Raw genomic sequence first — 22,361 nt, 5'->3', positions numbered from 1 at the left:
CTACAGAATGAGCAAGTTGAACCTGGTTATCAAGGTCGGGCGTTGCGAGAACTGCCAGAACTGCGTCATTGCCGCCCGGGACGAGCACGTCGGCAATGACTTCCCCGGTTATGCCGCGCCCGCCGCAGCCAGCACCGACAGCCCCGTTCGCATCCTGCGGCGCGTTCAGGGCGACTCGCATATGGTTGAGACCACGTATCTGCCGGTCATGTGCAACCACTGCGACGAAGCGCCTTGCATGCGAGTGGGCGGCGACGCCATTCGCAAGCGCGCCGACGGCGTCGTCATCATCGATCCGGACAAGGCGCGGGGCCGCAAGGACATCGTGAAGTCCTGCCCGTACAAGGCGATCGTCTGGAACGATGAGCTGCAACTGCCGCAGACCTGGATCTTCGATGCCCATCTGCTCGACCAGGGCTGGCCGAAGCCGCGTTGCCAGCAGTCGTGCCCCACCGACGTCTTCGAGACGGTCAGGCTCGATGACGCAGCGATGGCCGAGAAGGCCCAGCGCGAGGGGCTCAAGGTATTGCGGCCCAACCTGGGCACGAAGCCGCGCGTGTGGTACAGCGATCTCGAGCGCTGGGAAACCTGCTTCATCGGCGGAAGCGTCAGCGCCCGGATGGAAGATGTGGTCGAGTGCGTCACGGATGCGGCGGTCGCCCTGTACCTCGGCAATCAGAAGGTCGCCGAAACCGTCTCTGACGGCTTTGGCGATTTCCGGTTCGGCGGTCTGGCCAAAGGAAGCGGCATGTACCGGATCGAAATTCGTCATGCCCTCGGCAGCGCCTGGCGCAAATGCGAATTGGGGGGCGAAAGCGTTTACCTGGGCGAGGTCAGCCTCGCCCAGTCGACCAACGGTATGGAAGTCGCGAGATCATGAGCACCGCAACGAAGCTGCCTGGCATGCGACGGGCGGACCGCTCACGCTTCAGGATAGGCGACGTATGCAGTCGCCGACCGACTCAAGGGCGCACGCTATCGCCCGAAGATCTTCCAACCGGACGAAGGAGCTCATGACGTCCTCGCGCGGCGCGCCTCTGCGCTTTTTCCGATGGGCGTCTGGATGCCTTGGTCCGGAATACCAGTGCGCGGTATGACTGTTCCGATTTCCTCTCACGTTTGCCAGATGTCGTTGACTTTATTGACAACAAAATCAGATATGAGTCTAATGTCGCATCAACCGCGAGGCAGCCTACACGGGCGTCGACGGAATCATTGCAAAAGCCGTCATCTGACAAGCGCGCCGATCTGGCCGGCACCGCAGATGACGGCCTGACCGGTACTTTATGCCATGAAGCGGGACCGCCTGACACGGGCACAGCGCAGAGAGCAGACGCGCGAAAGCCTGCTTGAGGCTGCGCGGAAGATGTTCGTTAAAAAGGGATTCGCCGCGACAAGCGTGGAGGACATCGCTGAGGCGGCTGGCTATACGCGCGGCGCATTCTACTCAAACTTCGGGAGCAAGCCGGAGCTGCTGATCAGGTTGTTGCGCCGTGACGACGATAGGGCGCGGACGAATCTCCTGTCGATGATGGAGAAGGGCGGCACGCCCGATGAAATGAAGGACCGCGCCATCGCGTGCTACAGCCAATCTTTTATTGAACACCATTGCTTTCCACTTTGGGTCGAGGCCCAGTTGCTCGCGTGCAGGGACACCCCGTTTCGGGAGCGCATTAACGCCTTCCGGCAGGAGAAGCTGGAACAGATCAGCGTGTACATCCGCATGCTTTCGGAGCGCAACGGCAGGCCATTGCCCCTGCAGGCCGAGGCTCTCGCGGTTGGCCTGGCGAGCCTGTGCGAGGGCGTGCAGTTCTTCAGGATGTGTAGTCCGCAAACGGTGAGCGACAAGGTGCTGCAGACAGTCCTGGCTGGATTTTTTTCGTGCATGTTGTGGCGACCGCCGGAGGAAACAGTCTACGACGGTCATCGCCTGGACGCACCCGGCTGAGCCGCGAAAGTCAGAACGCCACCGCGCACGAGGGCCCGTTCCGTTGCGAAGGCCTGACACGATAAAGGTGAAGCGGCAACCGCTCGGGCAAGGGGCCGTGGATACCAGGGTCGGCAGCAGCACAAATGAGCGGAATGAACCGGGTTCGGTGTTGAACCACCTTGTCGAGGCTATCAGCACCACTACGGCAAGGAACTGCGCATGGGCGCACCACAGCGACTCATATGACTGGATCTACTGGCACAGCCCATTTCCCGCGGCAACTCCTTACGAGTGAACGCGGCATGGCGGCGCAGAGCTGTCGCTAAGGCGACGCGACCGCTCGATAAGTGGCCGTGGGCGTCAGTCGGAGACATCGACAGGTGCCACTCGACCCCTTCACTACAGCACACTGGCCGCCCAAGCAGGCTAGACGTCCCGCTACGGCTATTTTTCAGGCGGCGCACAGAATTTCGATTCCCGACGTGCAAGGAAGAACGGGATGAGGTCGGGGCCGACCCGCCGTTCGCGCTCTTTTCATCTGTCACCCATATCTGACGTGTGGAACATGTCTGATTGCATTGTCAACTGTGACGAAAAGCCGTAAAATTCACGCGTGGATGAAGCGTGCGATGGGAGCGTCGTTATGACTGACGGCGCCCGGGTCGTCAACGCTACTCGTGATGGGCGCGAAGGTCTCGATAGGTGGGAAATCAGTGAAGGATACAGTCTCCGGACAGGCGCTCGGGTTGCGCCAGACGTTCGCCAAAAGTACTGCGCGTGTGGTCGCTGTCACAGCCGGCTCTGAGAGATCGGGCTGCACGGCTGCCGTCGTCCATCTCGCGATAGCGCTGGGCAAGCAAGGGCTGGACGTGCTCGTGGTGGACGAGTGCCCTGGCGACGGATCGGCGAGCGCGGTGCTCGGCGCGATCCGGGCAGCGGGCGGGTCCGCTTCCGTGCCGAATGGCAGGCTGCCGCGTGTGCTGCCGGTAGAAAATAGTCGATTGCCGATCGCCATCACCGGCCCCGGCCATACGAATGAACAACGCTACGGAGCCATCGAGCACGACGCGGTGCCCGCCACCGCCCCTGATGTCGTACTGATCGACGCTGCGCTTAGCGACGATGGCGCACTTTCACCGCTTGCCTCGCAAGCTCACGATGTGGTGCTCGTCACGACGATGACGGCGGATGCTGCAGCAAACACGTACGTTCGCATGAAGCACCTGCATCTCACGCAAGGGATCGCACAGTTCCGCATCGTTATGAATCGGGTCGAGAATCAAGCGGACGCTCACGCGGTTCTGGCGAGCCTCAGCGGAATTGCTCGCGATCATCTGGCTGCCTCCGTTCTTGATGGAGGCTGTATCAGAGCCGATCCCTGCATTGCGCGAGCCGCCGAGCTGCCGTGCGCTATCGCAGATGCGTTCCGTCCTTCCCCCACCGCGGACGATTTTGCGCGTCTCGCTACCGATCTCCAGTCGTGGCCGCGGTGGCCTGCAGGCTCGTGGCGGGAACCCATGTCAACGCTGCCTGGCGTCTGCACCACGCGCCCGTGGGCTTGCTCGCCGTTTATGAACGCCCTACGGTTGGTGCCTGCGCGAGAGACATCGAAAACGATGTGCCGCATCTATAAGCCGCGCTTCAATTGACAAGGATAGTCCGAGCTACCGTTTTCAGATCAATTTTCAGTATGACGAAACATCTACCTTTATCTTGTCCGGTCGCAATGTTCTGGCCGCGGGCGAAACGCTAAAACCATGGAATATATCGAAAGCTTGCGCCTATTTCGCGCAATTGTAGAGGTCAAGAATTTCCGGCGGGCTGGGGAAATGATGGACTTATCGCCATCGGTCGTTTCGCGGGCGATCGCATCGTTGGAAGAGCGGCTCGGCACCCGGCTTTTTCACCGCTCCACCCGACAATTTTCGCTGACGGAAGCGGCAGAGCGCTTTTACAACGGCTGCACTCGGATCCTGGATGATCTCGACTGTCTGGAAGCCGACGCGGCAAGTCAAGGTCGACTGCCTGCGGGCGCCCTCAGGCTGGTCGCACACACGACCGCCGCGCTGACATGGCTTGCACCACTAATTGCGTCATTCAAACTCAAATATCCGAGCATTACCGTGGACGCCACGTTAACCGAGCGGCCAGTCGACCTGACAGCGGATGGTTACGACGTCGGTATCGTTTTGCCTTTCATGCTGGCGACGGATTTGGCCGTGACGCGACTTCTCCATAGGCTTCCGTTGGTGATTGTTACCACGGAGGCTTATCTGGGCAGGCGCCCTCGGCCTCGGCATCCGGCTGACCTGGCAGACCATGTATTCGTCACTGTTCCGCCTTCGATGCACAAGCCATTCGTCACCTTTCGAACGGAGCACGAAAACGTCGCGGTCCCGATCCACTACGAAATTACATCGAACAACCCGATCTTTAATCGTGACATCGTGCTCCAGGGATTCGGCGTCGCTCTGCTTCCGATTACGCTGGTAGAGCACGATATAAAGGCCGGGCGGCTGGTTCGCCTGCTTGAGCAGTTCGAGATCGCAGATACGACGGCCGAGGTCCGCCTGGCTTACATGGGACGCACGCTGTTACCCCCGAAGGTGAGGGCGTTTATCGACCACACGTCGCAGTTCTTTGAGGACGGCGCCGAAACGCCTCCTCGAGCTCGTTAGACTGCGGCTGGGCACAGCATCGATTTCTCGAGTTCGCGCACATGGGTGCTGATCGGCAAAGGAGGTTGATTGGCCATGAGCCGAGTGCCCGGCCGGTTTGAACCGCCCGGCCCGGTGAAACACGGCGAGCGGCATCGTCCCGGCTTGCCGGTTCGCCGATGCCGCTCGTTAACTCTAACTGTAGAAGCTTGCGGCTTTCATCGTTGATGGCGCCGACGACAAAGCACTGAACACCAACGGTTTCCGCGCTGCTAGCGACTGCATCGATCGAACGCACCAGAAGGTGTTCGCCGAGGCCTCACTGCGCGCTTATCGAGTGATCCGCGACAGCGGTTGCAATGCGCTGCGCAGCCGCGGTCAGCTGCTTAAGCAGCTTGCCATGATCCATGAATTCGAAACGTTGCAGCGATGTAACCAGAGCAAGCGCAGCGCTCGCCTGCGGGTCACTGGAAAACAGCGGTACGCCGATCGAAGCCATTTGTGCCTCCAGCTCGCCGCGCGAAATGTAATAACCTGACTTGCGTATCCGCTGCAGGCCGTGCCAGAAGTCCTCAAACGTATCGCCCATGCCCGTGGCACGAATCTCGGCTGCGTATTTTTCGAACAGTCGCTTGAGTCGCGCCCGCGGTAGTGTCGCCAGAATCACTTTTGGGGCGGCCCCCAAAAATAGCGGCCGGGGGCGGCCCCTGCCGTACGCGAGATCGAGCCCACCACTCGAACTCTCCCGATGAGTATCAACAATTTTCTCGTCAAACATCCTTGTCATGACGCAATCGCAGCCAGTCTGTTCCGATAGCTCGCGCATCAGCGAATGCCCGATGGAAAAAAACGGGTCGATCGTACGCAATTGATAATCCAGGGTCATGACCCTGGGTCCCAATGTGTAGCTGCCACTGCCGAGCCGAGCAAGCAACCCGGCGTCGACCAGTTCACGCAAATAGCGATAAGCCGTCGGAGTTGAGCAGCCGATCATGGTGCAGATTGTCTCCAGTGACCACACTGGTTTCTCGATCGAGAAGAGATCGAGAATCGAGAGCATTTTGGACGAGCTTGACATCGCAGCGTTTTGAACGAAAGTGGGGCGGGAGTAGCCGCTATTGTAGCGAAGGCCGCGTTGCTCCCGCCCGCACACGTCTGTCAGGCAATCCCCATCTTCTCAGCCATGCGTGCCTGCCACGCTTCTCGTGGCTCAAATCCGGGCAGCGAGCGAGCATGGTTTTCGACTTCCTTCATCAGCAGGTCGTCGGGGAGCGACATATCCACCGACACCTTCGTCGGCTGGCTGACGTACCACGGCGTGTCCACGAACAACTCGAGTCGATTGCCTTCGGGGTCGCGCGCATACACGGATACAGCGTTGCCGTGAGTGGTGGGCTGGATGTCGGTTGCGCCGCTTTCGGCGAGACGTCCAAATAATTCCCGCAGCGTGGCGAGACTGTCGGCCCGCAGCGAAATCTGGTTGATCACGTTGAACGACACGCGGTCGGGGCGGCCGGTGGCAAGCACGATCTGGTGATGCTCCTTCGGGTCACGGCTCAGGAACACCAGCTCGACCGGACCATTCGGCCCGGCAAGTTTGCCGGCGTCGGTGATCGTGAAGTCCAGTAGCTCCGTGTAGAACCGCGTCATCGTGGCCAGGTCCCTGACGTACATCCCGACATGACTAAAGCTCAGTCCCTTGCGCATATCTGTCTCCTATAAAAATCGTATTGTGATAATGTGCCAAAAAATAGCTCGACGCACAAGCGATCTGATGGATATATTTATCACCATCAGATAATGACAAAATTGGAGACGATAGACATGTATGACGTCGCAGTCATCGGGCTCGGCCCCGTGGGCGCAACATTCGCCAATTTGCTCGCGAGATACGGATTGACAGTCGCGGTATTGGAGCGAGAGTCGGCCCCGTACGCACTGCCTCGCGCGGTTCATTTCGATGCGGAATGCATGCGCGTATTTGACGCGATTGGCGTCGCGCACGAAGTCGCCGCGTCTTGCCACATTTCGCCGGGCATGAAGTTTGTCAACGCTAGCGGACAACTGCTGGTGGATTGGCCGAGGCCACGGGAAATCGGCGCGCAGGGCTGGCATTCGAGCTATCGTTTCCATCAGCCGGACCTCGAGCGCATCCTGCGCGCGCGACTGGCCGAGCAGGGAAGCGTCTCGGTGCAATTGCGCAGTGAGGTGTACGCAATCGAAGAGTCGGCCAGCCATGTCCAGGTCAAATACGAGGACCTCTCCTGCGGCAAGCTCAAGACCATCGAGGCGGCGTATGTGGTGGGGGCCGACGGCGCCCGCTCGCTCGTGCGCCGACTGATGGGCAGCGAAATGACCGATCTGGGGCTCCATGAGCGCTGGCTGGTCTTTGACGCGGTGCTGAAACGTCCCTGGTCCGTGCTGGGCGATCACAGCGTCCAGTTTTGTGATCCCGCCCGGCCCGCTACTTACGTGCGTGGAATTGGCGATCGCCGTCGCTTCGAAATCATGCTGCACCCCGGCGAAGACGCTGCCGAAATGGCACGGCCAGAAACGGTCTGGTCGCTGATCGAGCGCTGGATGACCCCGGACGATGCCGAACTCGAACGCGCGGTGGTGTACACGTTCCATGCGCTGGTCGCGCAACGCTGGCGCCGCGGCAGGCTGATTCTGGCGGGCGATTCCGCGCACCAGACGCCGCCCTTCCTCGGGCAGGGCCTGTGTGCCGGCGTTCGCGACGCCGCGAACCTCGCGTGGAAGCTCACGGCCGTGTGCCGCCACGGGGCTGACGGCACACTGCTCGATACGTACCAGGACGAGCGCGCGCCGCATGCGAGCGAGTACATCAAGCTGGCCGTGGAACTCGGTCGCATCATTCAGGCGCGGGATCCGGAAGAGGTTGCCGAACGTGACCGGGCGCTGGCTATCGCGCCGCGGATGCTGCGCAGCCTGAGTCCGCGCCTGGGCGAGAGCGATCTGCGTGTGGCGCAGGCGGCAAGCGGCATCGTGGCGCCTCAGCCGATGCTCGCGGGTGGACAGCGCCTCGACGTGATCGCCGGTCAAACGTTCGCCATCCTCGCCAGGCCGGGGCTGCTGGATACCGCGTCTGCCGAAGCGCTGCGCGAGCGGATGTCGTATCCGCTCTCGGTGATCGATGACGGAAACGCCGAAGCGATGGACTGCCTGAAGGAGTTCGATGCAGCGGCGATCGTGATTCGCCCGGACCGCTATGTCTTTGGTACGGCCTCGGACCTGCAGCAGTTGCTGGCGCTCGTCGATGGTCTCGGTCGGATTATCGAAGCTGGAAAATCGCCGGCCCCGGTGTGCTGATGGGGTCAATCGTCAACCGTGGGAGCGCCGCCTGTGTTGAGGCGCGCCACGGGCATCACTTTTAACAAGTAGCAGTCGAAACCTGGAGATTTACTCATGAAGTTCGTCAGCTTTTCCCGCAGCAACGCGAACAGCTTTGGCGCAGTCACCGAGCAGGGCGTGGTCGACATCGGCGCGCGCCTGAACCTGACGGACCTGGGCGCGGCACTGCGTCAGGTCGGCATCGATGCGCTCAAGGATCTGGGCGCCAGGTCAGACGCTGACTTCGCGCTGTCGGACATCAATGCGTATCGCCCGGTCGTCGCTGATCCGGACAAGATCCTGTGCGCTGGACTCAACTACGACGAGCACGTGCAGGAAACCAGGCGGCAACGCACCGAGCGCCCGACCATCTTCATGCGGGTCGCTGAATCGCAAATCGGCCACGAGCAAGCGATCCTGCTGCCGCCGGAGTCGGATCGGCTCGACTATGAAGGCGAGATCGCCGTTGTGCTCAGCAAGGGCGGCCGCCGCATCTCTGAAGACAAGGCCTACGAGCATATCGCCGGTTTCGCGTGCTACAACGACGGCAGCATTCGTGACTGGCAGATGCATACGTCGCAATGGGGCCCGGGCAAGAACTTCGAGGCGACCGGGGCATTCGGACCGATGCTCGTCACGTCCGACGAGATCGGCGAGACCGAAGCGCTGACGCTCGAGACGCGCCTGAACGGCCAGGTCATGCAGCATGCGACGACGGACATGCTGATCTTCTCGATTCCGACGCTGATTGCTTACTGCTCCAGCTTCATCACGCTCAAACCGGGCGACGTGATCGTGACCGGCACGCCGGGTGGTGTCGGCGCCAAGCGCAACCCGCCGGTCTTCATGAAGACCGGCGACGTCGTCGAGGTGGAAGTGAGCAAACTCGGCGTACTCCGGAACCACATCAGCGCTGAATGAGGCCTCAGGAACCGGCTCCATCTGGTTGCCGATAGCTGGAATTTATCGTCAGCTGACGGGCGCTTCGCCGACGGCGGCAGGTCTTCGATACGCGCGGCGACGTATTCGCGTCGCATCGAAGGTTCGCCGTATTCGAATAGGTCGACAGGAGCGATCGAATCCGTCCATGGATCTGAATGGGGCGGCTAGCTTTAAACAACGGATGCTTCGTAGTCGCGCCCGGCCTCCAGTAGTGATTGCAAGGCAGAAAAATTACATCACAAGAGATGATCGCACGTATGTGCAAATCACCACGGTAACGCCTCAAAAAACACCAGGAGACAACTTTATGGATATCCGCGAAGCGATCAAGAACCGGCCGATGCAATCGCAACAGATCGTGGTGCTTGTCATTTGCATTCTGCTCACGATGATCGACGGTTACGAGATCATCGTGCTGCCATTCGTCATGCCGCATCTGGCGAAGGCGTGGAAGCTGAGCCACGTTGAAGTCGGCTATCTACTTAGCGCGAGCGTGTTGGGAATGGCGATTGGCGCGGCAATCATCTCCCCTCTGGCAGACCGGATCGGGCGACGGGCTCATATCCTGCTGTGCCTTGTGCTGGTTACCGTCGGTATGCTGTTGTCCGCCCGAAGCGAGAATTTCCGCGAACTCGTCGTTGTGCGGGCGTTTGCCGGCCTGTTCATCGGCGGCTTGATCGCCAGTATCAATGTTCTTGTTTCGGAATATAGCTCGGACAAGTGCCGTGGCGTCGTGATGGGCCTATATGGCATCGGCCTGCCGCTCGGCTCCGCGCTCGCCGGAAGCGTCGTGGAGCCGCTCGTCGCGAGCTACGGATGGCGTGGGCCGCTCGCATTCGGTGCGCTGCTGACCTTGACGATGACTGCCGTTGTGAGCGCGATGTTGCCGGAGTCGGCCGAATACCTGATTGAGCGCCGCCCAAAACGAGCGCTCGAGAAGTACAACAAGATCGCTGCCCGGCTCGGCCACCCGCCATCCACCGCGCTTCCTGAGGCTTGCCGCAAAAGCGACGGACCGGCTCTCGCGGTCGCGGTGAATATGATTTTCGGGGGCCTCATGCTGCGCCGCACCGCGTGCCTTTGGCTAGGCTACGCGGGACTTATCTCCGCCTTTTATTTCGCAAATGCCTGGACCGCGAAGCTGGTCGCGGACGCGAGCGGAAGCCCAGCGTACGGCGTGCGGGTTGGGATGCTCATCATGATCGGCGGTGTCATCGGGTCGTTGCTGTTCGCTGCCCTGTCGCTCAGGATCCGTCCAGTTATTGCGACTGCACTCGTTCTGACCGGCGGCGCCGTCGTGTATACGGTGTATGCCACGTACTTCAGGGATGTCGCACTGGCCATCCCGCTTTCCATGCTGGTCGGCGTCAGCGCGAGCGGCGGCGTCTGTGCCTTCTATGCGATCAGTCCGCCTATCTATCCTGCGATTGTGCGAGGGACAGCAGTTGGTCTGATGATCGGATTCGGACGTGCCATTTCTGTCGTCGTCCCAATCTGGACGGGCTACATGCTGTCCGTCGGCTGGACACCGTCGACGTTATATCGCGTGTTCGGCGGTGTGCTGGGGGCTGCCGCCCTGTTCATGCTGCTTTTAGATCAGGCGCGCGCCGCGCAGGTACCCGATGTCGGAATGCACGGAGCCGCCGATAAGTACGGGGGATGAATTCGTTGTCGACATGAAGACGGACGTGACCTGTATCAGTGAAGCCGTCTGCTAGACCAGAGGATCTCCGCCCTGCAATTGCGTAATTGCATGCCCTGATTTGTCCCGCCACTCGGCGGCTGATCACCTGAATATTCCAGAGCGCCATCCGTGGCGAATTGCGTCGATTTTATCAATATGGATCGCTAATTAACATGCACGATAACCATTTCGAAGCGGTCCCGAATCGCCAGATCGGCGTCCGCATTACCGCTGCCGGCGGCCCCGAAGTTCTGGTTCCGGTCGAATTGCCGGTCCCGGAGTGCGGCCCTTCGGACGTTCTGATCCGTGTCGTATCGGCCGGCGTAAATCGCCACGATGTCAATCAGCGTCGCCGGGGTCCCGACAACGTTCATAGCCCTATCCCGGGACTCGAAGTCTCCGGTGTCATAGTGGGTATCGGTCAGAACGTCACAAACGTCAGGATCGGCGATGAGGTATGCGCTCTCGTCAATGGCGGCGGCTATGCGGAGTATGCAATTGCCGACGCGGGACAGGTATTGCCCATTCCGCCTGCGATCTCGTTGCGCGATGCCGCTTCGCTGCCGGAAGCGCTGTTCACAACGGTACACAACTTCTTCAACGTGGCGAAACTCGCTCCCGGCGAATCCGTCCTGATCCACGGCGGTACGAGCGGCGTTGGTACTGTGGCGACCCAGGTCCTAACAGCACGAGGCCACGCAGTCTATGCGACATGCGGGACCGACGAAAAGTGTGCGCTGGCGGAGGCGCTCGGCGCGGTGAAGGCGTTCAATTATCGGACGGTCGCCTTCGCGGAAGCCGTGCAGGCAGTCACTGGGGGGAAAGGTGTGGACGTCATCCTCGACCTGGCCGGCGCCGCCTACGGTCGCCAGAACATCGAGGCGCTCGGCCGCCGGGGCCGCGTGGTGCATCTGTCGCCAGGTGGAGATGCCGAACTGTCCTTTCCGCTGCGTGAACTGATGCGCAAGGAGGCAGTAGTGACGGGTTCCTTGCTGAGGCCGCTGCCGGACGACGAGAAGGCGGCCATCGCGTGCTGGCTGTACGCGCAGGTGTGGCCTCTGCTCGGCACCGCGATCAAGCCGATGATCGCGCGACGTTTTCCGCTGAAACAGGCGAGCGCTGCGCACGAGGCCCTGGAGCGAGGCGAAGTGGCGGGCAAGATTCTGCTCGACGTTATGGAATCATCAAATTAAAGAGCGTGTGCGAGACCGACAATAAAATTCGGGCGTCTCTACATATGCGCGCGGAGTTGCCAGCATTAAAGGTTTGATCGGGCAATTCCGCCTTATCCAGTTCTCGTCAAACACTGGAGGAGACCTATGAAAAAGTACGGATTGACGGGCTTGACCCTGGTGGCAGCAACAACATACGCTCAAAGCAGCGTGACGTTGTACGGCATAGTTGATACGGGCGTGGCTTATTACAACCACGCGGCAGGCGGCGGTTCGTTTGTCGGTGTGCCATCGATCACCGGCGAAGTACCGTCCCGCTTCGGCTTGCGTGGAAGCGAAGATCTCGGGGGCGGGCTCAAGGCGCTGTTCAACCTCGAGAGCGGTTTTGCCCCCGGCACCGGCGCACTCGGATACGGCGGACGGCTGATGGGCCGTACCGCAGACGTCGGGCTGAGCTCGTCATACGGTACTGTGCTGCTTGGCCGCCAGTTCAATATGACCTACTACGCGCTGGCTTACGCCGACATCATCGGGCCATCGCTGCACTCGTTCGCTAACTTCGATCCGTATCTGGCCAATCCGAGAAGCGACAACTCGGTCTCCTACACCGGGAAATTTGGTGGACTGACGGTTGGCGCGACCTACAGCTTCGGCCGTGACGCAGCCGGGCCCGCCGGTCCGCCGGCGACCAATTGCGGCGGCCAGGCGCCGGGTGACTATCTGGCCTGCAAGCAGTTCACCGGCATGCTCGCATACGCGGGCATCAATTATGGCTTCGCGGGATCCTACGACCAGATGCGTGGTGGAAAGGGAGCGTCTGCGCCGCTCACGAGCAGCGCCTTCACCGATACGCATACAGTGGTCGGCGCTTACTACCGGTTCGCGCAAGCCAGGCTGGGAGTGGGCTGGATTCATCGTATCGTCGACGCTGCGGCCGCATCGGTGCGCTCCGATCTGTATTTCGGAGGGGTCAACTATACGCCTGCGCCTCAGTGGTCACTCGACGCTCAGGTATCACACTACATCGCGCATGGGATCTCAAATGCGACGCTGGTTGCGGCACGCATGAACTATCTGCTTTCGAAGCGCACATTCGTATATGCGCTTGCTGGCTACATGTTGAACAGCCAGACCAGCGCGGTTTCGGTGGCGGCAGGCGGCACGGTCGCGCCGGGCGTGAACCAGACCGGTGCCATGCTGGGCGTCCAGCATCGTTTCTGATCGCTGGCGATCAAGTCCATCACCAGGCACCGGTATAGATGAATGCCGTCATCTTCAATGGGCCTGTCTGGCGCAGACAGGCCCGTGTCTGACGGTGTATTGTTGCGGCGACCGGCTCGTCGTATTCGAGTTGTACTCGAACATATCTGGCTACTGCGCGACGAGCTGAATGATTGTAGAAACCGGCGTCGATGTTTTTGATCGGGAAAACTACGCATCTAAAAAAGATTCGGACTTTCCCTGCCAACTTGATCAAGCCATCCGAAGTTCTAGCAGCGCGAGGGGGCGGGGGCGACACCATCCCAGGACCCGGCTCCACACGGTGAGACGATGGGCGGCCGAGGATCGCCAGCCCTGAAAGCGCACTCCGATGTGTGTTGCGTCGAATGGAGTAGCGCCGAGGCGCTTGCTCCTGCCGAAAAACGCGAGCGTGGTCGGTGTGCCAAGGTCAGTAACCTGGCGGAGGCGGCGTATCGTAGGCTGGCGGAGGCGGCGTATTGTAGGCCGGCTGCAATCGCGTCGCTTGCTCTTGCGTCCGATACACATCGGCGGCGCTGCGTGGGACCGGCACACGCTCGCCATTTGCGTACATGCACTGAATGTACGCCTGGTCGTAGCGGTGTTGAAGGCTGGTGGCGGAGCTTTGCGCCATGCCGGCGCCGATCATGCTGCCGCCGAGCAGACCCGCGCCCGCGCCGACCGCTGCGCCACGGCGGCCGCTGAACGCCGCACCGGCCGCCGCGCCGAGCGCGGTGCCGACGGCCGTACCGCCGAGGGCGCGGGTCGCTGCGGCCTGTTGGGTGCTCACGCCGCCGGTCTGCTGGGAAGCAAATTGCTGGCACGTCGCGTCATCGGCGCGGAATTGATCGAAGGACTTGCCAGTGCCGGGCAGGGCCATCACAGTGGGACCTGTTGGCATGCCAGCACAGCCGGCCAGGGCGATGGTGCCGGCCAGGCTGACGACGGCGGCGACTACCGCAGATGCGCCCCGCTTCGCGCGCGATTGCGGGGAGATGGAATTCATTTCGCTCATATCATTTCGGCCCGGTTGGCCTCACGGGTACTTCCACCCAGCCGCTCGAACATCCCTTCACGTATGGGTAATATTTTTTGTCACCGGGCAATACCACCAGGTATCCGCCGGCGGACTCGTTTGGGTTTTCTCGACATAGACGGTGGGCGGGGCCGACTGGACCGACTGGACAACGACGGGGACAGGTGCAGCGTAGACGACCGGGGGCGGCGCGACGAAGAGGGGGGGCGGAATGCCAACTAAAACCCCCACCCTCACATGCGCTTGCGCGGTGCTACTCAGGCATACGGCTGTCGTCGCGATCAGGGCAAGCACAGCTATCCTCAACCTCATAAGCTTTCTCCTATTCGATGAAGCGGCGCCGTCACCATCGGCGCCTGACGGACGGCACCGTCTGACGAAGGGCAGCGCCCACATGCCGTACGAGTTTGCAGTCAAGGTGCCGATCACAACCTTCGGATGATCCTGAGGAACCCGTGCCTTTCGCCGAGCCGTGCGTGCGGAGGTGGTATGCCTGCGTCGCTATGGTCAAGCCGGGACAAGTCTGCAACTCGCCCACCTTAATGCCCAATCAACCTTCGCTGTAGATCGAACGATACGAGGCCAACTGAGCGGGAGTCGTTGCCACCGCAGCTGCGGAGCCCGATTTCACGCAACCATAGCCACTGAACGCCTGCTGTTGAGCCGCCACGCTCGCGAGCGCGGCGTGTATGTTCGCCGGATAGGGCGCGTCACCGTTGGTGCCGTTGTAGCCCGCTTGCAGTCGGATGACTTCTTCGCGCACTAGCTCACGCGTGAGAGGACCGTTGCCCTGCGCGGACGTGCCCGTGGGCAGAGCGATGACTGACATGACGGTGAGAAAAGGCATGAACGCTTTGGCCATAATGAAGCTTCCAATCTCGAGCGCCTGGAACAGCAGACGCGGGGTTAACTAAACAACGACCAGGCGAGGTCTTGAAGCCCGCATGCCGGTGCCGTTGAAGTCCGTCATCTTCTTATGGATTAGTCACAAATAGCTCTCGTCAATACATTGTTTCCGTGCTTGAAACCGCTGACTTTCGCGGCGCGTTGTGCGGTCTCCGGTGCATTGGCCTATCTACTGGCCGCGGGTGTAGGCCTGCCCCATCCGGTCTGGGCTTCGATGTCCAGCCTGATCGTCTCTCAGGAAAGCCTCGACCAGACCCGCCATACGATCGTCGGGCGGATCGCCGGCGCTGTGGTCGCCGTCCTGGTGGGCGAGGTGGCGAACCAGGCCGGTGTCGGGACCGCACTCCAGATCGCAGCAGCGGTTGGCCTGTGCGCACTATTCGCGAAAGGCAGGCCGTCCATTCGCGTCTGCCTGTGGACTTGCCCGGTCGTGCTGTTGACTATTTCTCCGGGGTCATCGGTCGCTCACGCAGGATTGATGCGGGCCAGCGAAGTGATTCTCGGTGCACTCGTCGGCGGTCTGATCCATCGGCTCATGCACTGCATGACGGCGGGGCGCTTTCGGCGTCCCTCAACGACGGCGTAGCGCAGGAAGGCAACGTCCAACGGTCCTCGCCAACCTGGACGTCGACCGCGCGGCAACGCTCGCCGCTCCGTCAACATGGGCAACGCCCGCTTTTGACAGTCAACCTTTCCATTTATTTTGGCCCTCGCGATCTTGGGGATTGTCATTCTTCTGCTCTTGAAGTGATCGGCAAGGCTGATGCGAAACCGTGCGCGTGCTGACCCCGCTCGCGGTGCGATACGGGGTGCGCCTGACGTGCGGGTCTCTGTCGCCAATAGCTGGTCCGGGTCGATCAGATTGTTCAGGTACTTCGAGGACTGGATCTTCGTGTCCTCCGGCAGATGGCCATCGGCCTTCATCTCACGCGCCGCCCGGTGTCAGGCGGCATACCCACCGAGCGTGATCGTCTCCGGCGAGATCTCGATTCGTCCGCGCTTCAAGATGAACTGGTTCGTTTGGAAATATGGCGTATCGTGTGAAGCAGGACAAGGGGGCGCAGCCAGGCAGGGCCGCATCGCTCCCTCTGCAGAACGGGCCGCCGAGCGAAACAGTTACAAGATAAGTATTGACGCTGGTCCGCCCGGCGGGTAATGTGCCGTTCGAAGTTCAAGAAGTTCGATTGCTGTTCATCAATTGCTCGCTCCTCAGCGGTATTCGTTGTCCTCTCCCTCCTTGAAGCTTCACACACTCTTTACTAGAGCAAATCTTCGTATTTTTCCTCAAGGATTCTTCATGGATACCGGCACCGTTAAGTGGTTCAACGACAGCAAAGGCTTCGGCTTCATCACCCCGGACAAGGGCGGCGACGACCTGTTCGCTCACTTCTCCGAAATCAGGGGCGACGGCTTCAAGACACTGGCTGAAAATCAGAAGGTGAGCTTCGAAACGAAGCAAGGCCCGAAGGGGCTGCAAGCGGCTAACATCAAGCCGATGTAATGTTGAAGGGCCCCGGCCTCCCGCGACGGATGCCGGGTTGCAGCGATACCCTCGCGGAGCTTTGTCTCCCTCAGTTGGCGCGGTCGATCCTGATTGGCATCTGTTTATTGAGCAGCTTGCCAAGCGCCATACGCCTCGTTGCGCCTCATTCTCCCCCCAGGCTTCAACGCCATTTTTCGCTTTTCGACTGCTTCAGAATTCGGCTCGAATGGCTTTGAATCGGCGCACCCGTGCACTTTTCGCACGGCACGTGCGCGCTCAAATATCATTAAAATTAAAATGCAAAACAAACAAGTTCAACAATACAGCGGCTATGCCGTCCAATCCTCGGCGCATCGTTTGCCCGACGGTAGCTTCTCATCTAACCTGCTGCTCGAATGCATTGATAGTGCGCGAGCCGAAGGCCGCTACTCGTTCTATTCCCTCGAATATTTCAAGAGTGAAGAGCAGGCGTTGCAGCACTCGACCCAGTGGGCACGCAACTGGGTCGACACGCGCGGTTAAAGACGACGCCACGGTTCGAAACACCCAACGCATCTGAGGCGCCAGGGCGGGTACAACAAAACGCCCCCACATCACGCGAGATCCCGATTGCACATCGTCGGCACGCATGGCGGACAACCCCCCTTCCTTGTGGCCCCGCCGATAGTGGCGGAGCAGATGGCGGTCTTTGGTTACAATGCAGGACTAGTTCGCTTCGCAAATGCCCAAAGAAGAACTGCTGGAACTCGACGGTATCGTTGAGGAAGTGCTGCCAGACAGCCGTTACCGCGTCACGCTCGACAATGGCGTGGTGGTAGGGGCGTATGCGTCCGGTCGTATTCGCAAGAATCACATTCGCATCCTTGCGGGCGATCGGGTAACGCTGGAACTCTCGATGTACGACCTGACGAAAGGACGAATCAATTTTCGACATAAAGATGAACGGAGCGGTGGCGCAACGCAAAGAGCCGCATTTCACCGTCGTTGATGGCGCGATACGCGACCGTCGGCTGTGACCCTTACCTGTGCCGCGACGCCGCGTGCACATCCACATCACCATTCGCCATTGCTGCCGGATCTCAACCAAGGAAAAAAATTGACTACCGTAATTCTGAAAGCCGACGAGCCCATGGAAGTTGCAATACGCCGTTTCCGTCGCGCGATCGAGCGCACCGGCTTGATTCCCGAGCTTCGTGCCCGGACAGCCTATGAAAAACCTACCACAGAACGCAAGCGCAAAAAGGCTGCTGCAGTGGCGCGCCTGCGCAAGCAGATCAAACGGTCGTTGCCGCCGAAAAAGCGGTACTGATCCGGAACTGCAGAGCAGCCATGCAGAAGCGGCCGTCCAGTGCACAGCCGGATGTCTCGTGTAACCTTCGCATGGGGAACCGCTTCTGATCTTGGCCGAGTGACACCGGTTGAATCCGCTTTCGCATACCGGTCACTCGATTTTCTGCGATCGATAGACCGCTTCAGGTCGGGCGCTGCCCTTCGCGGCGGGTAGCCAGCGGCCAGGAGCGGCGGCAATACATCTACGCAGTCGCCAGGAGATTAGAGTCACCTGCCCCTCGTCCCCTTTATAATCCGGCATGACTCCCTCCACTCCCCATGCAGCAACCCGACGACCGGAACCGCCCACGCGATTCATCGGTTTGCCGATTGCGCACACTTCAGCGGCCCATTCGCCTTCCACGCATTTCGAACGCTCGCGCCACGAGCCGCACGGGTCGGTCGTATGAAGATACCTAAACGGCTTGCACCGCTTCTCGACGAAGGACTCATCGACGAAGTGATCGGCCAGTTGATGAGCGGCAAGGAAGCAACAGTCTACCTCGTGCGCAGCGGCCACTCGATGCGCTGCGCAAAGGTCTACAAGGACGCTAAGCAGCGCAGTTTCCGGCAAGCCGCGTCGTATCGGGACGGCCGCAAGGTCAAGAATAGCCGGCAGGCGCGTGCGATGGAAAAAGGTACTCGCTATGGCCGCCAGATGCAGGAAGAGTTGTGGCAAAACGCCGAAGTCAACGCATTGTTCCGACTTGCCGATGCGGGCGTGCGCGTGCCGCAACCCTATATTTGTACCGATGGCGTGTTACTGATGGAACTGGTGGTCGACGCAGCGGGTGACGTCGCGCCACGCCTCAACGACGTCCATCTGACCGAAGCGCGCGCCCTTGAACTGCACGCCCTCCTGCTTAACGAGGTTGTCCGCATGCTCTGCGCGGGTGTGATTCACGGCGACCTATCCGAATACAACATCCTGCTGGCAGCTGATGGGCCGGTGATCATCGATCTGCCTCAGGCCGTCGACGCAGCTGCCAACAACGAAGCCGCTTCGATGCTCAAGCGTGACGTCGACAACCTGGCTGCGTACTTCGGACGGTTCGCACCGCAAATTCTCAGCGCGGATTACGGAACGGAGATCTGGGCGCTGTTCGAAGCAGGCGGGCTGCAAGTCGATGTCAAATTGACCGGACGCATCGAGCTCGACACGCGGCCAGTCGACCTCGATAGCGTGCTGCAGGAACTCGAAGAGACACGTCTTTACGAAGACGCGCGAGTGCGGCGCCAGCAGGAACTGAGCGCAGACTGATAACCGTGCTCGATGTACCCCGGACGATTGCCCCGCGATAAGGTCTTCGACGAATGTCGCACCAGCAACCGGTTGCGCACCGTCAGAATATTCGAGTTCGGCCAGAAAGGGCCACTCGTCACCATTTTCACTCGGGCGTGCAGACGTCAACTCCGCTACCCGCGACCAGCCATTCGGCTTGCGTAGGTGAACTTCGTTGACGCCTCTGGCAAAGACAGCTCAGGCAACCAATAGGAGACGATGGCAATCGGTCGAAGTCGTATGCCTGGTCGGCGCTGAACAATTCGTCTCTCGTGCCGCCGGAATCACACCATTGCGTCCACAGCAACGTCGCGCTTGAACAGAGCCGTGAGAACGAAGAAACAAAGAAGCCACAGTCTCCTTGGGAGTACCCGAGGTTGTGATCCGCGCCGCACTGCACCGCGTTCATCGGCCTCGATAGCGCGCCTACGAGCCAGTTGCGATCAGGCGTTCCGTGCCTTCGTGTGACCGATGGTTGGCTCGACTGCACTTCGCCGCCGATACAACGCTCACTGCGAGGCGACGTCAGGGCAGTGAGCGAACCTGTTCCGCGGGACAGGGCGCTCGAGCCCGTGGCTTTTGCGTTTGCCAGGACAAAGGAATCCACCGCGCACAAAATACGGGAACACTGCATGGACGTGGGGGACTGCTGACATTTTCAGCACCCTTGCGCATGCGAATGCGTCCGGTCGCCGCCAATATCGGCTTTATGTGCCAGCGGAGGCCGCCGGCGAGCCGCTGCCACTGCTTGTGATGTTGCACGGCTGCACGCACGACGCACACGATTTCGCAGCGGGCACGCCGGTCTTCCGGTTCGATGTGCGCACAATCCGCTTTCGCGCTCGCGGCGAAGAAAAGCGGCACATATGCCCGAAAGGCTGGCACGGGCAACAGGACACGGCCTTTTTCCCAAAGTGGCCACTCATCGCCTTTCATGGCAACGCGGATGCCACGGTTAACGTAGCGAATGCCACGCGACTCCTGCACGGCGTTAACCCCTGCCTGACCACGGTAGAAAACCGCGTCGAATACATGAGGCCGACTTGCCTGCACTGTCCCGTGGCGGGTCTTGGGCGACAATATGGACGCGGATCTATGGGACATTCATGGAGCAGGGCTCGCGTGGGCGGGCGGCAACGCACGAGGCAGTTACACGGCCCCCACAGGTCCGGATGCGAGTGCCGAAACGCTGCGCTTCTTCCTTGATCATCCGCAACCGCAACAGTGCCGTCCTGTCTCGTGCTAACTGCGATTGCGACAACGTGGCGTCCGTTCTGCATATAGAGCATGTCGGCCATACAGGCACAGCGAAATGGTATGCCAATTCGTAAATCGATCGAGGCGTGCCGATTCGCAGCTTCGCAGCGCATCCGGTCTTCGGATCGCTTCGTCTGCAAAATGGCCCCGCGCGTGGAACAGTTACAAGATAAGTATTGACGCTGGTGCCACTCGGCGGTTAGGGTGTCGCATGAAGTTCAAGAAGTTCGATTGCTGTTCATCAATTGCTCGCTCCTCAGCGGTATTCGTTGTCCTTTCCCTCCTTGACGCTTCATACGCTCTTCAACGGAGCACATTTTCCCGTTTTTTTCTCAAGGATTCTTCATGGATACCGGTACTGTTAAGTGGTTCAACGATAGCAAAGGTTTTGGCTTCATCACCCCGGACAAGGGCGGTGACGATCTGTTCGCTCACTTCTCCGAAATCAGCGGCGACGGCTTCAAGACGTTGGCTGAAAATCAGAAGGTGAGCTTCGAAACGAAGCAAGGCCCGAAGGGTCTGCAGGCAGCTAACATCAAGCCGCTGTAAAGTTTGAAGGGCCCGGCGTCCCGCGACGGACGCCGGGTTGCAGCGACATCCTTGCGGAGCGTTGTTTTCTAAAGTGGCGCGTTCGCTCCTGGCTGCATCGGTTTCGCCAGCACCTTGCCAAGCGCCATACGTCTCGTTGCGCTCACTTTCCCCTCTGGCATTCGCGCCACGTCTTCGCTTTCCGACTACTTCAGATTCGGCCTGAGATGCCTTTGAATCGGCGTAGCTATGCACATTTCGTAAGACACGCGCGCACTCGACATTATTAAAACTAAAATGCAGAACAGACAAATTCAACAATACAACGGCTATGCCGTCCAGCCCTCGGCGCATCGTTTGCCCGACGGCAGTTTTTCCTCCAACCTGCTGCTCGAACGCGCCGATAGCAAGCGCGCGGACGGCCGCTACCAGTTCTATTCGCTCGATTACTTCACGAGTGAGGAGCAGGCGTTGCAGCACTCGACACGCTGGGCACGCAACTGGGTCGACACGCGCGGCTAACGGCGACGCCCCAGTTCCGCGCGCTCAACGCAACTTAGGCATCAGGACGCGTGCAATAAGGCGCGCGATCGATCGGTTACTTTCCGTTTTGAGCTGGGCGCTCAGTGCGAACTTCTGGATTTTCTCTATCGACGTCTTCGGCATTCTATACACGGCATCGAAGTCTACGACGCTCATGAGCTTTCAGACCAGGTCGAAGTGTGAACGCAGGCGCGGGCGGACGGCAATCACCCATCGGTCACTATGCGGCCGAGATGGAATGGACAAGGCTTCCCTTCGGACATGACGGTATCTACTTCGTGTTCGACGCCTGAGGAGGCGATGACCGGAACTGGCAGCAATGCGGTCGCATTGGCATAGCCTGCCGAGCATGTGGCGACTGACGATCAGAAGGTCAACTTCTTTATCATGCACATTGTTGATGGCGTGCCCCTGGCGCGCGCGAACACGGGTACCTTCTGCATAGACTCGGGTTCTGGCTTTAGCACTCAGGGGGATTCCAGGATGGTGCGATCAAAGCCGTCAGTATCAATCAGCATTTCGGCGTAGGCCACCGACGCGCGCCTTGCGTCGCCGGCATTCACGAAGGGCCTTTTGCCGGGCACACGGAATAAGCGACTTCGCGGGTTGTCCGTCATGGAATCCGGGTCGCTGATGCGAATCGACGCATCGAATCCTTCCTCGTAATTGTGACCATATCCCGGTTGAGTCGTGCGATGCGGATACACGAGTAGGGAAATATCGAGACCTCGATAATGGCGGACGGTTGTCATCAGGTCACTCCTTTTGGCCGCAGCAAGCAGCACGTTTTTGATCGTTGTGCAGGTTTGGCCGAAGGAGATACGCCCCCGAGCCACACCGACGAGGCGACCGGAACGACGTTTCCTGGCTAGCTGTCCGGTACGCGAATACCCGAGCTTCGTGCTTAACATCCGCAAGCGTTCCCTCACCCGGCATTCCGCTCACGTTTGTCCGATCGGGCACCGCACTGTCCCGAACTCACGAAGTGGGTCGCTCCCGTATCCTTGGCCAGCCTCATCGCG

The 22,361-nt window shown here is 60.1% G+C and carries 23 protein-coding genes and 1 pseudogene; 18 read left to right on the top strand and 6 right to left on the bottom strand.

The window, feature by feature from the left end; genetic code table 11:
• Positions 1-7: 7 nt before the first annotated feature.
• The 4 genes from HDG39_RS16000 (at position 8) to HDG39_RS15985 (ending at position 4,608) form a co-directional block, all read left to right on the top strand.
• Positions 8-880 (top strand): 4Fe-4S dicluster domain-containing protein, encoded by an 873-nt coding sequence (locus HDG39_RS16000; protein WP_184006892.1) that lies wholly within the window; start codon positions 8-10, stop codon positions 878-880.
• A gap of 411 nt (positions 881-1,291) precedes the next feature.
• Complete coding sequence (locus HDG39_RS15995; RefSeq protein ID WP_184006891.1) at positions 1,292-1,948, top strand: TetR/AcrR family transcriptional regulator; 657 nt, start codon at positions 1,292-1,294, stop codon at positions 1,946-1,948.
• A 662-nt stretch (positions 1,949-2,610) separates the two neighbouring features.
• Positions 2,611-3,579 (top strand): MinD/ParA family ATP-binding protein, encoded by a 969-nt coding sequence (locus tag HDG39_RS15990; protein ID WP_184006890.1) that lies wholly within the window; start codon positions 2,611-2,613, stop codon positions 3,577-3,579.
• A 108-nt stretch (positions 3,580-3,687) separates the two neighbouring features.
• Complete coding sequence (locus HDG39_RS15985) at positions 3,688-4,608, top strand: LysR family transcriptional regulator (protein WP_184006889.1); 921 nt, start codon at positions 3,688-3,690, stop codon at positions 4,606-4,608.
• 298 nt (positions 4,609-4,906) lie between these two features.
• Here HDG39_RS15985 and HDG39_RS15980 read toward each other — a convergent pair whose 3' ends face one another.
• On the bottom strand, positions 4,907-5,647 hold the full coding sequence (locus HDG39_RS15980; protein WP_184006888.1) for an IclR family transcriptional regulator: 741 nt from the start codon (positions 5,645-5,647) through the stop codon (positions 4,907-4,909).
• Positions 5,648-5,745: 98 nt separating this feature from the next.
• Positions 5,746-6,294, bottom strand: coding sequence for a VOC family protein (locus HDG39_RS15975; RefSeq protein ID WP_184006887.1), 549 nt, complete (start codon positions 6,292-6,294; stop codon positions 5,746-5,748).
• A 117-nt stretch (positions 6,295-6,411) separates the two neighbouring features.
• On the opposite strand from HDG39_RS15975, the gene mhpA reads away from it, so the two are divergent.
• The 5 genes from mhpA to HDG39_RS15950 all read left to right on the top strand — a co-directional run bounded on the left by mhpA (position 6,412) and on the right by HDG39_RS15950 (position 12,957).
• Complete coding sequence (gene mhpA, locus HDG39_RS15970) at positions 6,412-7,917, top strand: bifunctional 3-(3-hydroxy-phenyl)propionate/3-hydroxycinnamic acid hydroxylase MhpA (protein WP_184006886.1); 1,506 nt, start codon at positions 6,412-6,414, stop codon at positions 7,915-7,917.
• A gap of 96 nt (positions 7,918-8,013) precedes the next feature.
• Positions 8,014-8,859 (top strand): fumarylacetoacetate hydrolase family protein, encoded by an 846-nt coding sequence (locus HDG39_RS15965; protein WP_184006885.1) that lies wholly within the window; start codon positions 8,014-8,016, stop codon positions 8,857-8,859.
• Between the two features lie 328 nt (positions 8,860-9,187).
• Positions 9,188-10,543, top strand: a complete 1,356-nt coding sequence (locus HDG39_RS15960; protein WP_184006884.1) for an MFS transporter — start codon at positions 9,188-9,190, stop codon at positions 10,541-10,543.
• A 194-nt stretch (positions 10,544-10,737) separates the two neighbouring features.
• Positions 10,738-11,757, top strand: a complete 1,020-nt coding sequence (locus HDG39_RS15955; protein WP_184006883.1) for an NAD(P)H-quinone oxidoreductase — start codon at positions 10,738-10,740, stop codon at positions 11,755-11,757.
• 126 nt (positions 11,758-11,883) lie between these two features.
• The gene (locus HDG39_RS15950; protein WP_184006882.1) at positions 11,884-12,957 is read left to right on the top strand and encodes a porin; all 1,074 of its coding nucleotides are present in this window, start codon (positions 11,884-11,886) and stop codon (positions 12,955-12,957) included.
• Between the two features lie 448 nt (positions 12,958-13,405).
• Here HDG39_RS15950 and HDG39_RS15945 read toward each other — a convergent pair whose 3' ends face one another.
• Together HDG39_RS15945 and HDG39_RS15940 are read right to left on the bottom strand one after the other, a co-directional pair.
• A complete protein-coding gene (locus tag HDG39_RS15945; RefSeq protein ID WP_409259168.1) occupies positions 13,406-13,981 on the bottom strand; it encodes a YMGG-like glycine zipper-containing protein in 576 nt (191 codons plus the stop codon).
• A gap of 580 nt (positions 13,982-14,561) precedes the next feature.
• Entirely contained in the window at positions 14,562-14,873 is a 312-nt protein-coding gene (locus HDG39_RS15940) for a DUF4148 domain-containing protein (RefSeq protein ID WP_184006880.1), read from the bottom strand.
• Positions 14,874-15,032: 159 nt separating this feature from the next.
• On the opposite strand from HDG39_RS15940, the gene HDG39_RS15935 reads away from it, so the two are divergent.
• The gene (locus tag HDG39_RS15935; RefSeq protein ID WP_184006879.1) at positions 15,033-15,503 is read left to right on the top strand and encodes an FUSC family protein; all 471 of its coding nucleotides are present in this window, start codon (positions 15,033-15,035) and stop codon (positions 15,501-15,503) included.
• 260 nt (positions 15,504-15,763) lie between these two features.
• On the opposite strand, the pseudogene HDG39_RS35630 reads toward HDG39_RS15935, so the two are convergent.
• A pseudogene (locus HDG39_RS35630) lies at positions 15,764-15,895 on the bottom strand (IS6 family transposase); the annotation flags it as partial.
• Positions 15,896-16,214: 319 nt separating this feature from the next.
• Here HDG39_RS35630 and HDG39_RS15930 point away from each other — a divergent pair.
• From HDG39_RS15930 to HDG39_RS15895, 8 genes are all read left to right on the top strand, one after another.
• Entirely contained in the window at positions 16,215-16,418 is a 204-nt protein-coding gene (locus HDG39_RS15930; RefSeq protein WP_017773014.1) for a cold-shock protein, read from the top strand.
• Between the two features lie 279 nt (positions 16,419-16,697).
• A complete protein-coding gene (locus HDG39_RS15925) occupies positions 16,698-16,922 on the top strand; it encodes a hypothetical protein (RefSeq protein ID WP_184007004.1) in 225 nt (74 codons plus the stop codon).
• A 199-nt stretch (positions 16,923-17,121) separates the two neighbouring features.
• A complete protein-coding gene (gene infA, locus HDG39_RS15920; protein ID WP_184006878.1) occupies positions 17,122-17,388 on the top strand; it encodes a translation initiation factor IF-1 in 267 nt (88 codons plus the stop codon).
• A gap of 108 nt (positions 17,389-17,496) precedes the next feature.
• Positions 17,497-17,709: a 30S ribosomal protein S21 gene (gene rpsU, locus HDG39_RS15915; protein ID WP_026226536.1), complete on the top strand. Its 213-nt coding sequence runs from the start codon at positions 17,497-17,499 to the stop codon at positions 17,707-17,709.
• Positions 17,710-18,135: 426 nt separating this feature from the next.
• Positions 18,136-18,990: a PA4780 family RIO1-like protein kinase gene (locus tag HDG39_RS15910; RefSeq protein ID WP_018424490.1), complete on the top strand. Its 855-nt coding sequence runs from the start codon at positions 18,136-18,138 to the stop codon at positions 18,988-18,990.
• A gap of 732 nt (positions 18,991-19,722) precedes the next feature.
• Complete coding sequence (locus HDG39_RS15905) at positions 19,723-20,217, top strand: PHB depolymerase family esterase (RefSeq protein WP_311735891.1); 495 nt, start codon at positions 19,723-19,725, stop codon at positions 20,215-20,217.
• A 396-nt stretch (positions 20,218-20,613) separates the two neighbouring features.
• On the top strand, positions 20,614-20,817 hold the full coding sequence (locus HDG39_RS15900; RefSeq protein ID WP_012428559.1) for a cold-shock protein: 204 nt from the start codon (positions 20,614-20,616) through the stop codon (positions 20,815-20,817).
• Positions 20,818-21,093: 276 nt separating this feature from the next.
• Complete coding sequence (locus HDG39_RS15895) at positions 21,094-21,318, top strand: hypothetical protein (RefSeq protein ID WP_184006877.1); 225 nt, start codon at positions 21,094-21,096, stop codon at positions 21,316-21,318.
• A 488-nt stretch (positions 21,319-21,806) separates the two neighbouring features.
• Here HDG39_RS15895 and HDG39_RS15890 read toward each other — a convergent pair whose 3' ends face one another.
• Entirely contained in the window at positions 21,807-22,091 is a 285-nt protein-coding gene (locus HDG39_RS15890) for a hypothetical protein (protein ID WP_018424492.1), read from the bottom strand.
• Between the last annotated feature and the right edge of the window lie 270 nt (positions 22,092-22,361).

Source organism: Paraburkholderia lebeckiae (assembly GCF_014201005.1).
GTDB lineage: Bacteria > Pseudomonadota > Gammaproteobacteria > Burkholderiales > Burkholderiaceae > Paraburkholderia > Paraburkholderia tuberum.
This window is presented reverse-complemented; position numbering and strand designations above follow the sequence as displayed.

Coding starts and splice junctions, on each gene's coding strand:
- HDG39_RS16000 (WP_184006892.1), top strand. CDS start 8: ATGAGCAAGTTGAACCTGGTTATCAAGGTCGGGCGTTGCGAGAACTGC.
- HDG39_RS15995 (WP_184006891.1), top strand. CDS start 1,292: ATGAAGCGGGACCGCCTGACACGGGCACAGCGCAGAGAGCAGACGCGC.
- HDG39_RS15990 (WP_184006890.1), top strand. CDS start 2,611: ATGGGCGCGAAGGTCTCGATAGGTGGGAAATCAGTGAAGGATACAGTC.
- HDG39_RS15985 (WP_184006889.1), top strand. CDS start 3,688: ATGGAATATATCGAAAGCTTGCGCCTATTTCGCGCAATTGTAGAGGTC.
- HDG39_RS15980 (WP_184006888.1), bottom strand. CDS start 5,647: ATGCTCTCGATTCTCGATCTCTTCTCGATCGAGAAACCAGTGTGGTCA.
- HDG39_RS15975 (WP_184006887.1), bottom strand. CDS start 6,294: ATGCGCAAGGGACTGAGCTTTAGTCATGTCGGGATGTACGTCAGGGAC.
- mhpA (WP_184006886.1), top strand. CDS start 6,412: ATGTATGACGTCGCAGTCATCGGGCTCGGCCCCGTGGGCGCAACATTC.
- HDG39_RS15965 (WP_184006885.1), top strand. CDS start 8,014: ATGAAGTTCGTCAGCTTTTCCCGCAGCAACGCGAACAGCTTTGGCGCA.
- HDG39_RS15960 (WP_184006884.1), top strand. CDS start 9,188: ATGGATATCCGCGAAGCGATCAAGAACCGGCCGATGCAATCGCAACAG.
- HDG39_RS15955 (WP_184006883.1), top strand. CDS start 10,738: ATGCACGATAACCATTTCGAAGCGGTCCCGAATCGCCAGATCGGCGTC.
- HDG39_RS15950 (WP_184006882.1), top strand. CDS start 11,884: ATGAAAAAGTACGGATTGACGGGCTTGACCCTGGTGGCAGCAACAACA.
- HDG39_RS15945 (WP_409259168.1), bottom strand. CDS start 13,981: ATGAATTCCATCTCCCCGCAATCGCGCGCGAAGCGGGGCGCATCTGCG.
- HDG39_RS15940 (WP_184006880.1), bottom strand. CDS start 14,873: ATGGCCAAAGCGTTCATGCCTTTTCTCACCGTCATGTCAGTCATCGCT.
- HDG39_RS15930 (WP_017773014.1), top strand. CDS start 16,215: ATGGATACCGGCACCGTTAAGTGGTTCAACGACAGCAAAGGCTTCGGC.
- HDG39_RS15925 (WP_184007004.1), top strand. CDS start 16,698: ATGCAAAACAAACAAGTTCAACAATACAGCGGCTATGCCGTCCAATCC.
- infA (WP_184006878.1), top strand. CDS start 17,122: ATGCCCAAAGAAGAACTGCTGGAACTCGACGGTATCGTTGAGGAAGTG.
- HDG39_RS15910 (WP_018424490.1), top strand. CDS start 18,136: ATGAAGATACCTAAACGGCTTGCACCGCTTCTCGACGAAGGACTCATC.
- HDG39_RS15900 (WP_012428559.1), top strand. CDS start 20,614: ATGGATACCGGTACTGTTAAGTGGTTCAACGATAGCAAAGGTTTTGGC.
- HDG39_RS15895 (WP_184006877.1), top strand. CDS start 21,094: ATGCAGAACAGACAAATTCAACAATACAACGGCTATGCCGTCCAGCCC.
- HDG39_RS15890 (WP_018424492.1), bottom strand. CDS start 22,091: ATGACAACCGTCCGCCATTATCGAGGTCTCGATATTTCCCTACTCGTG.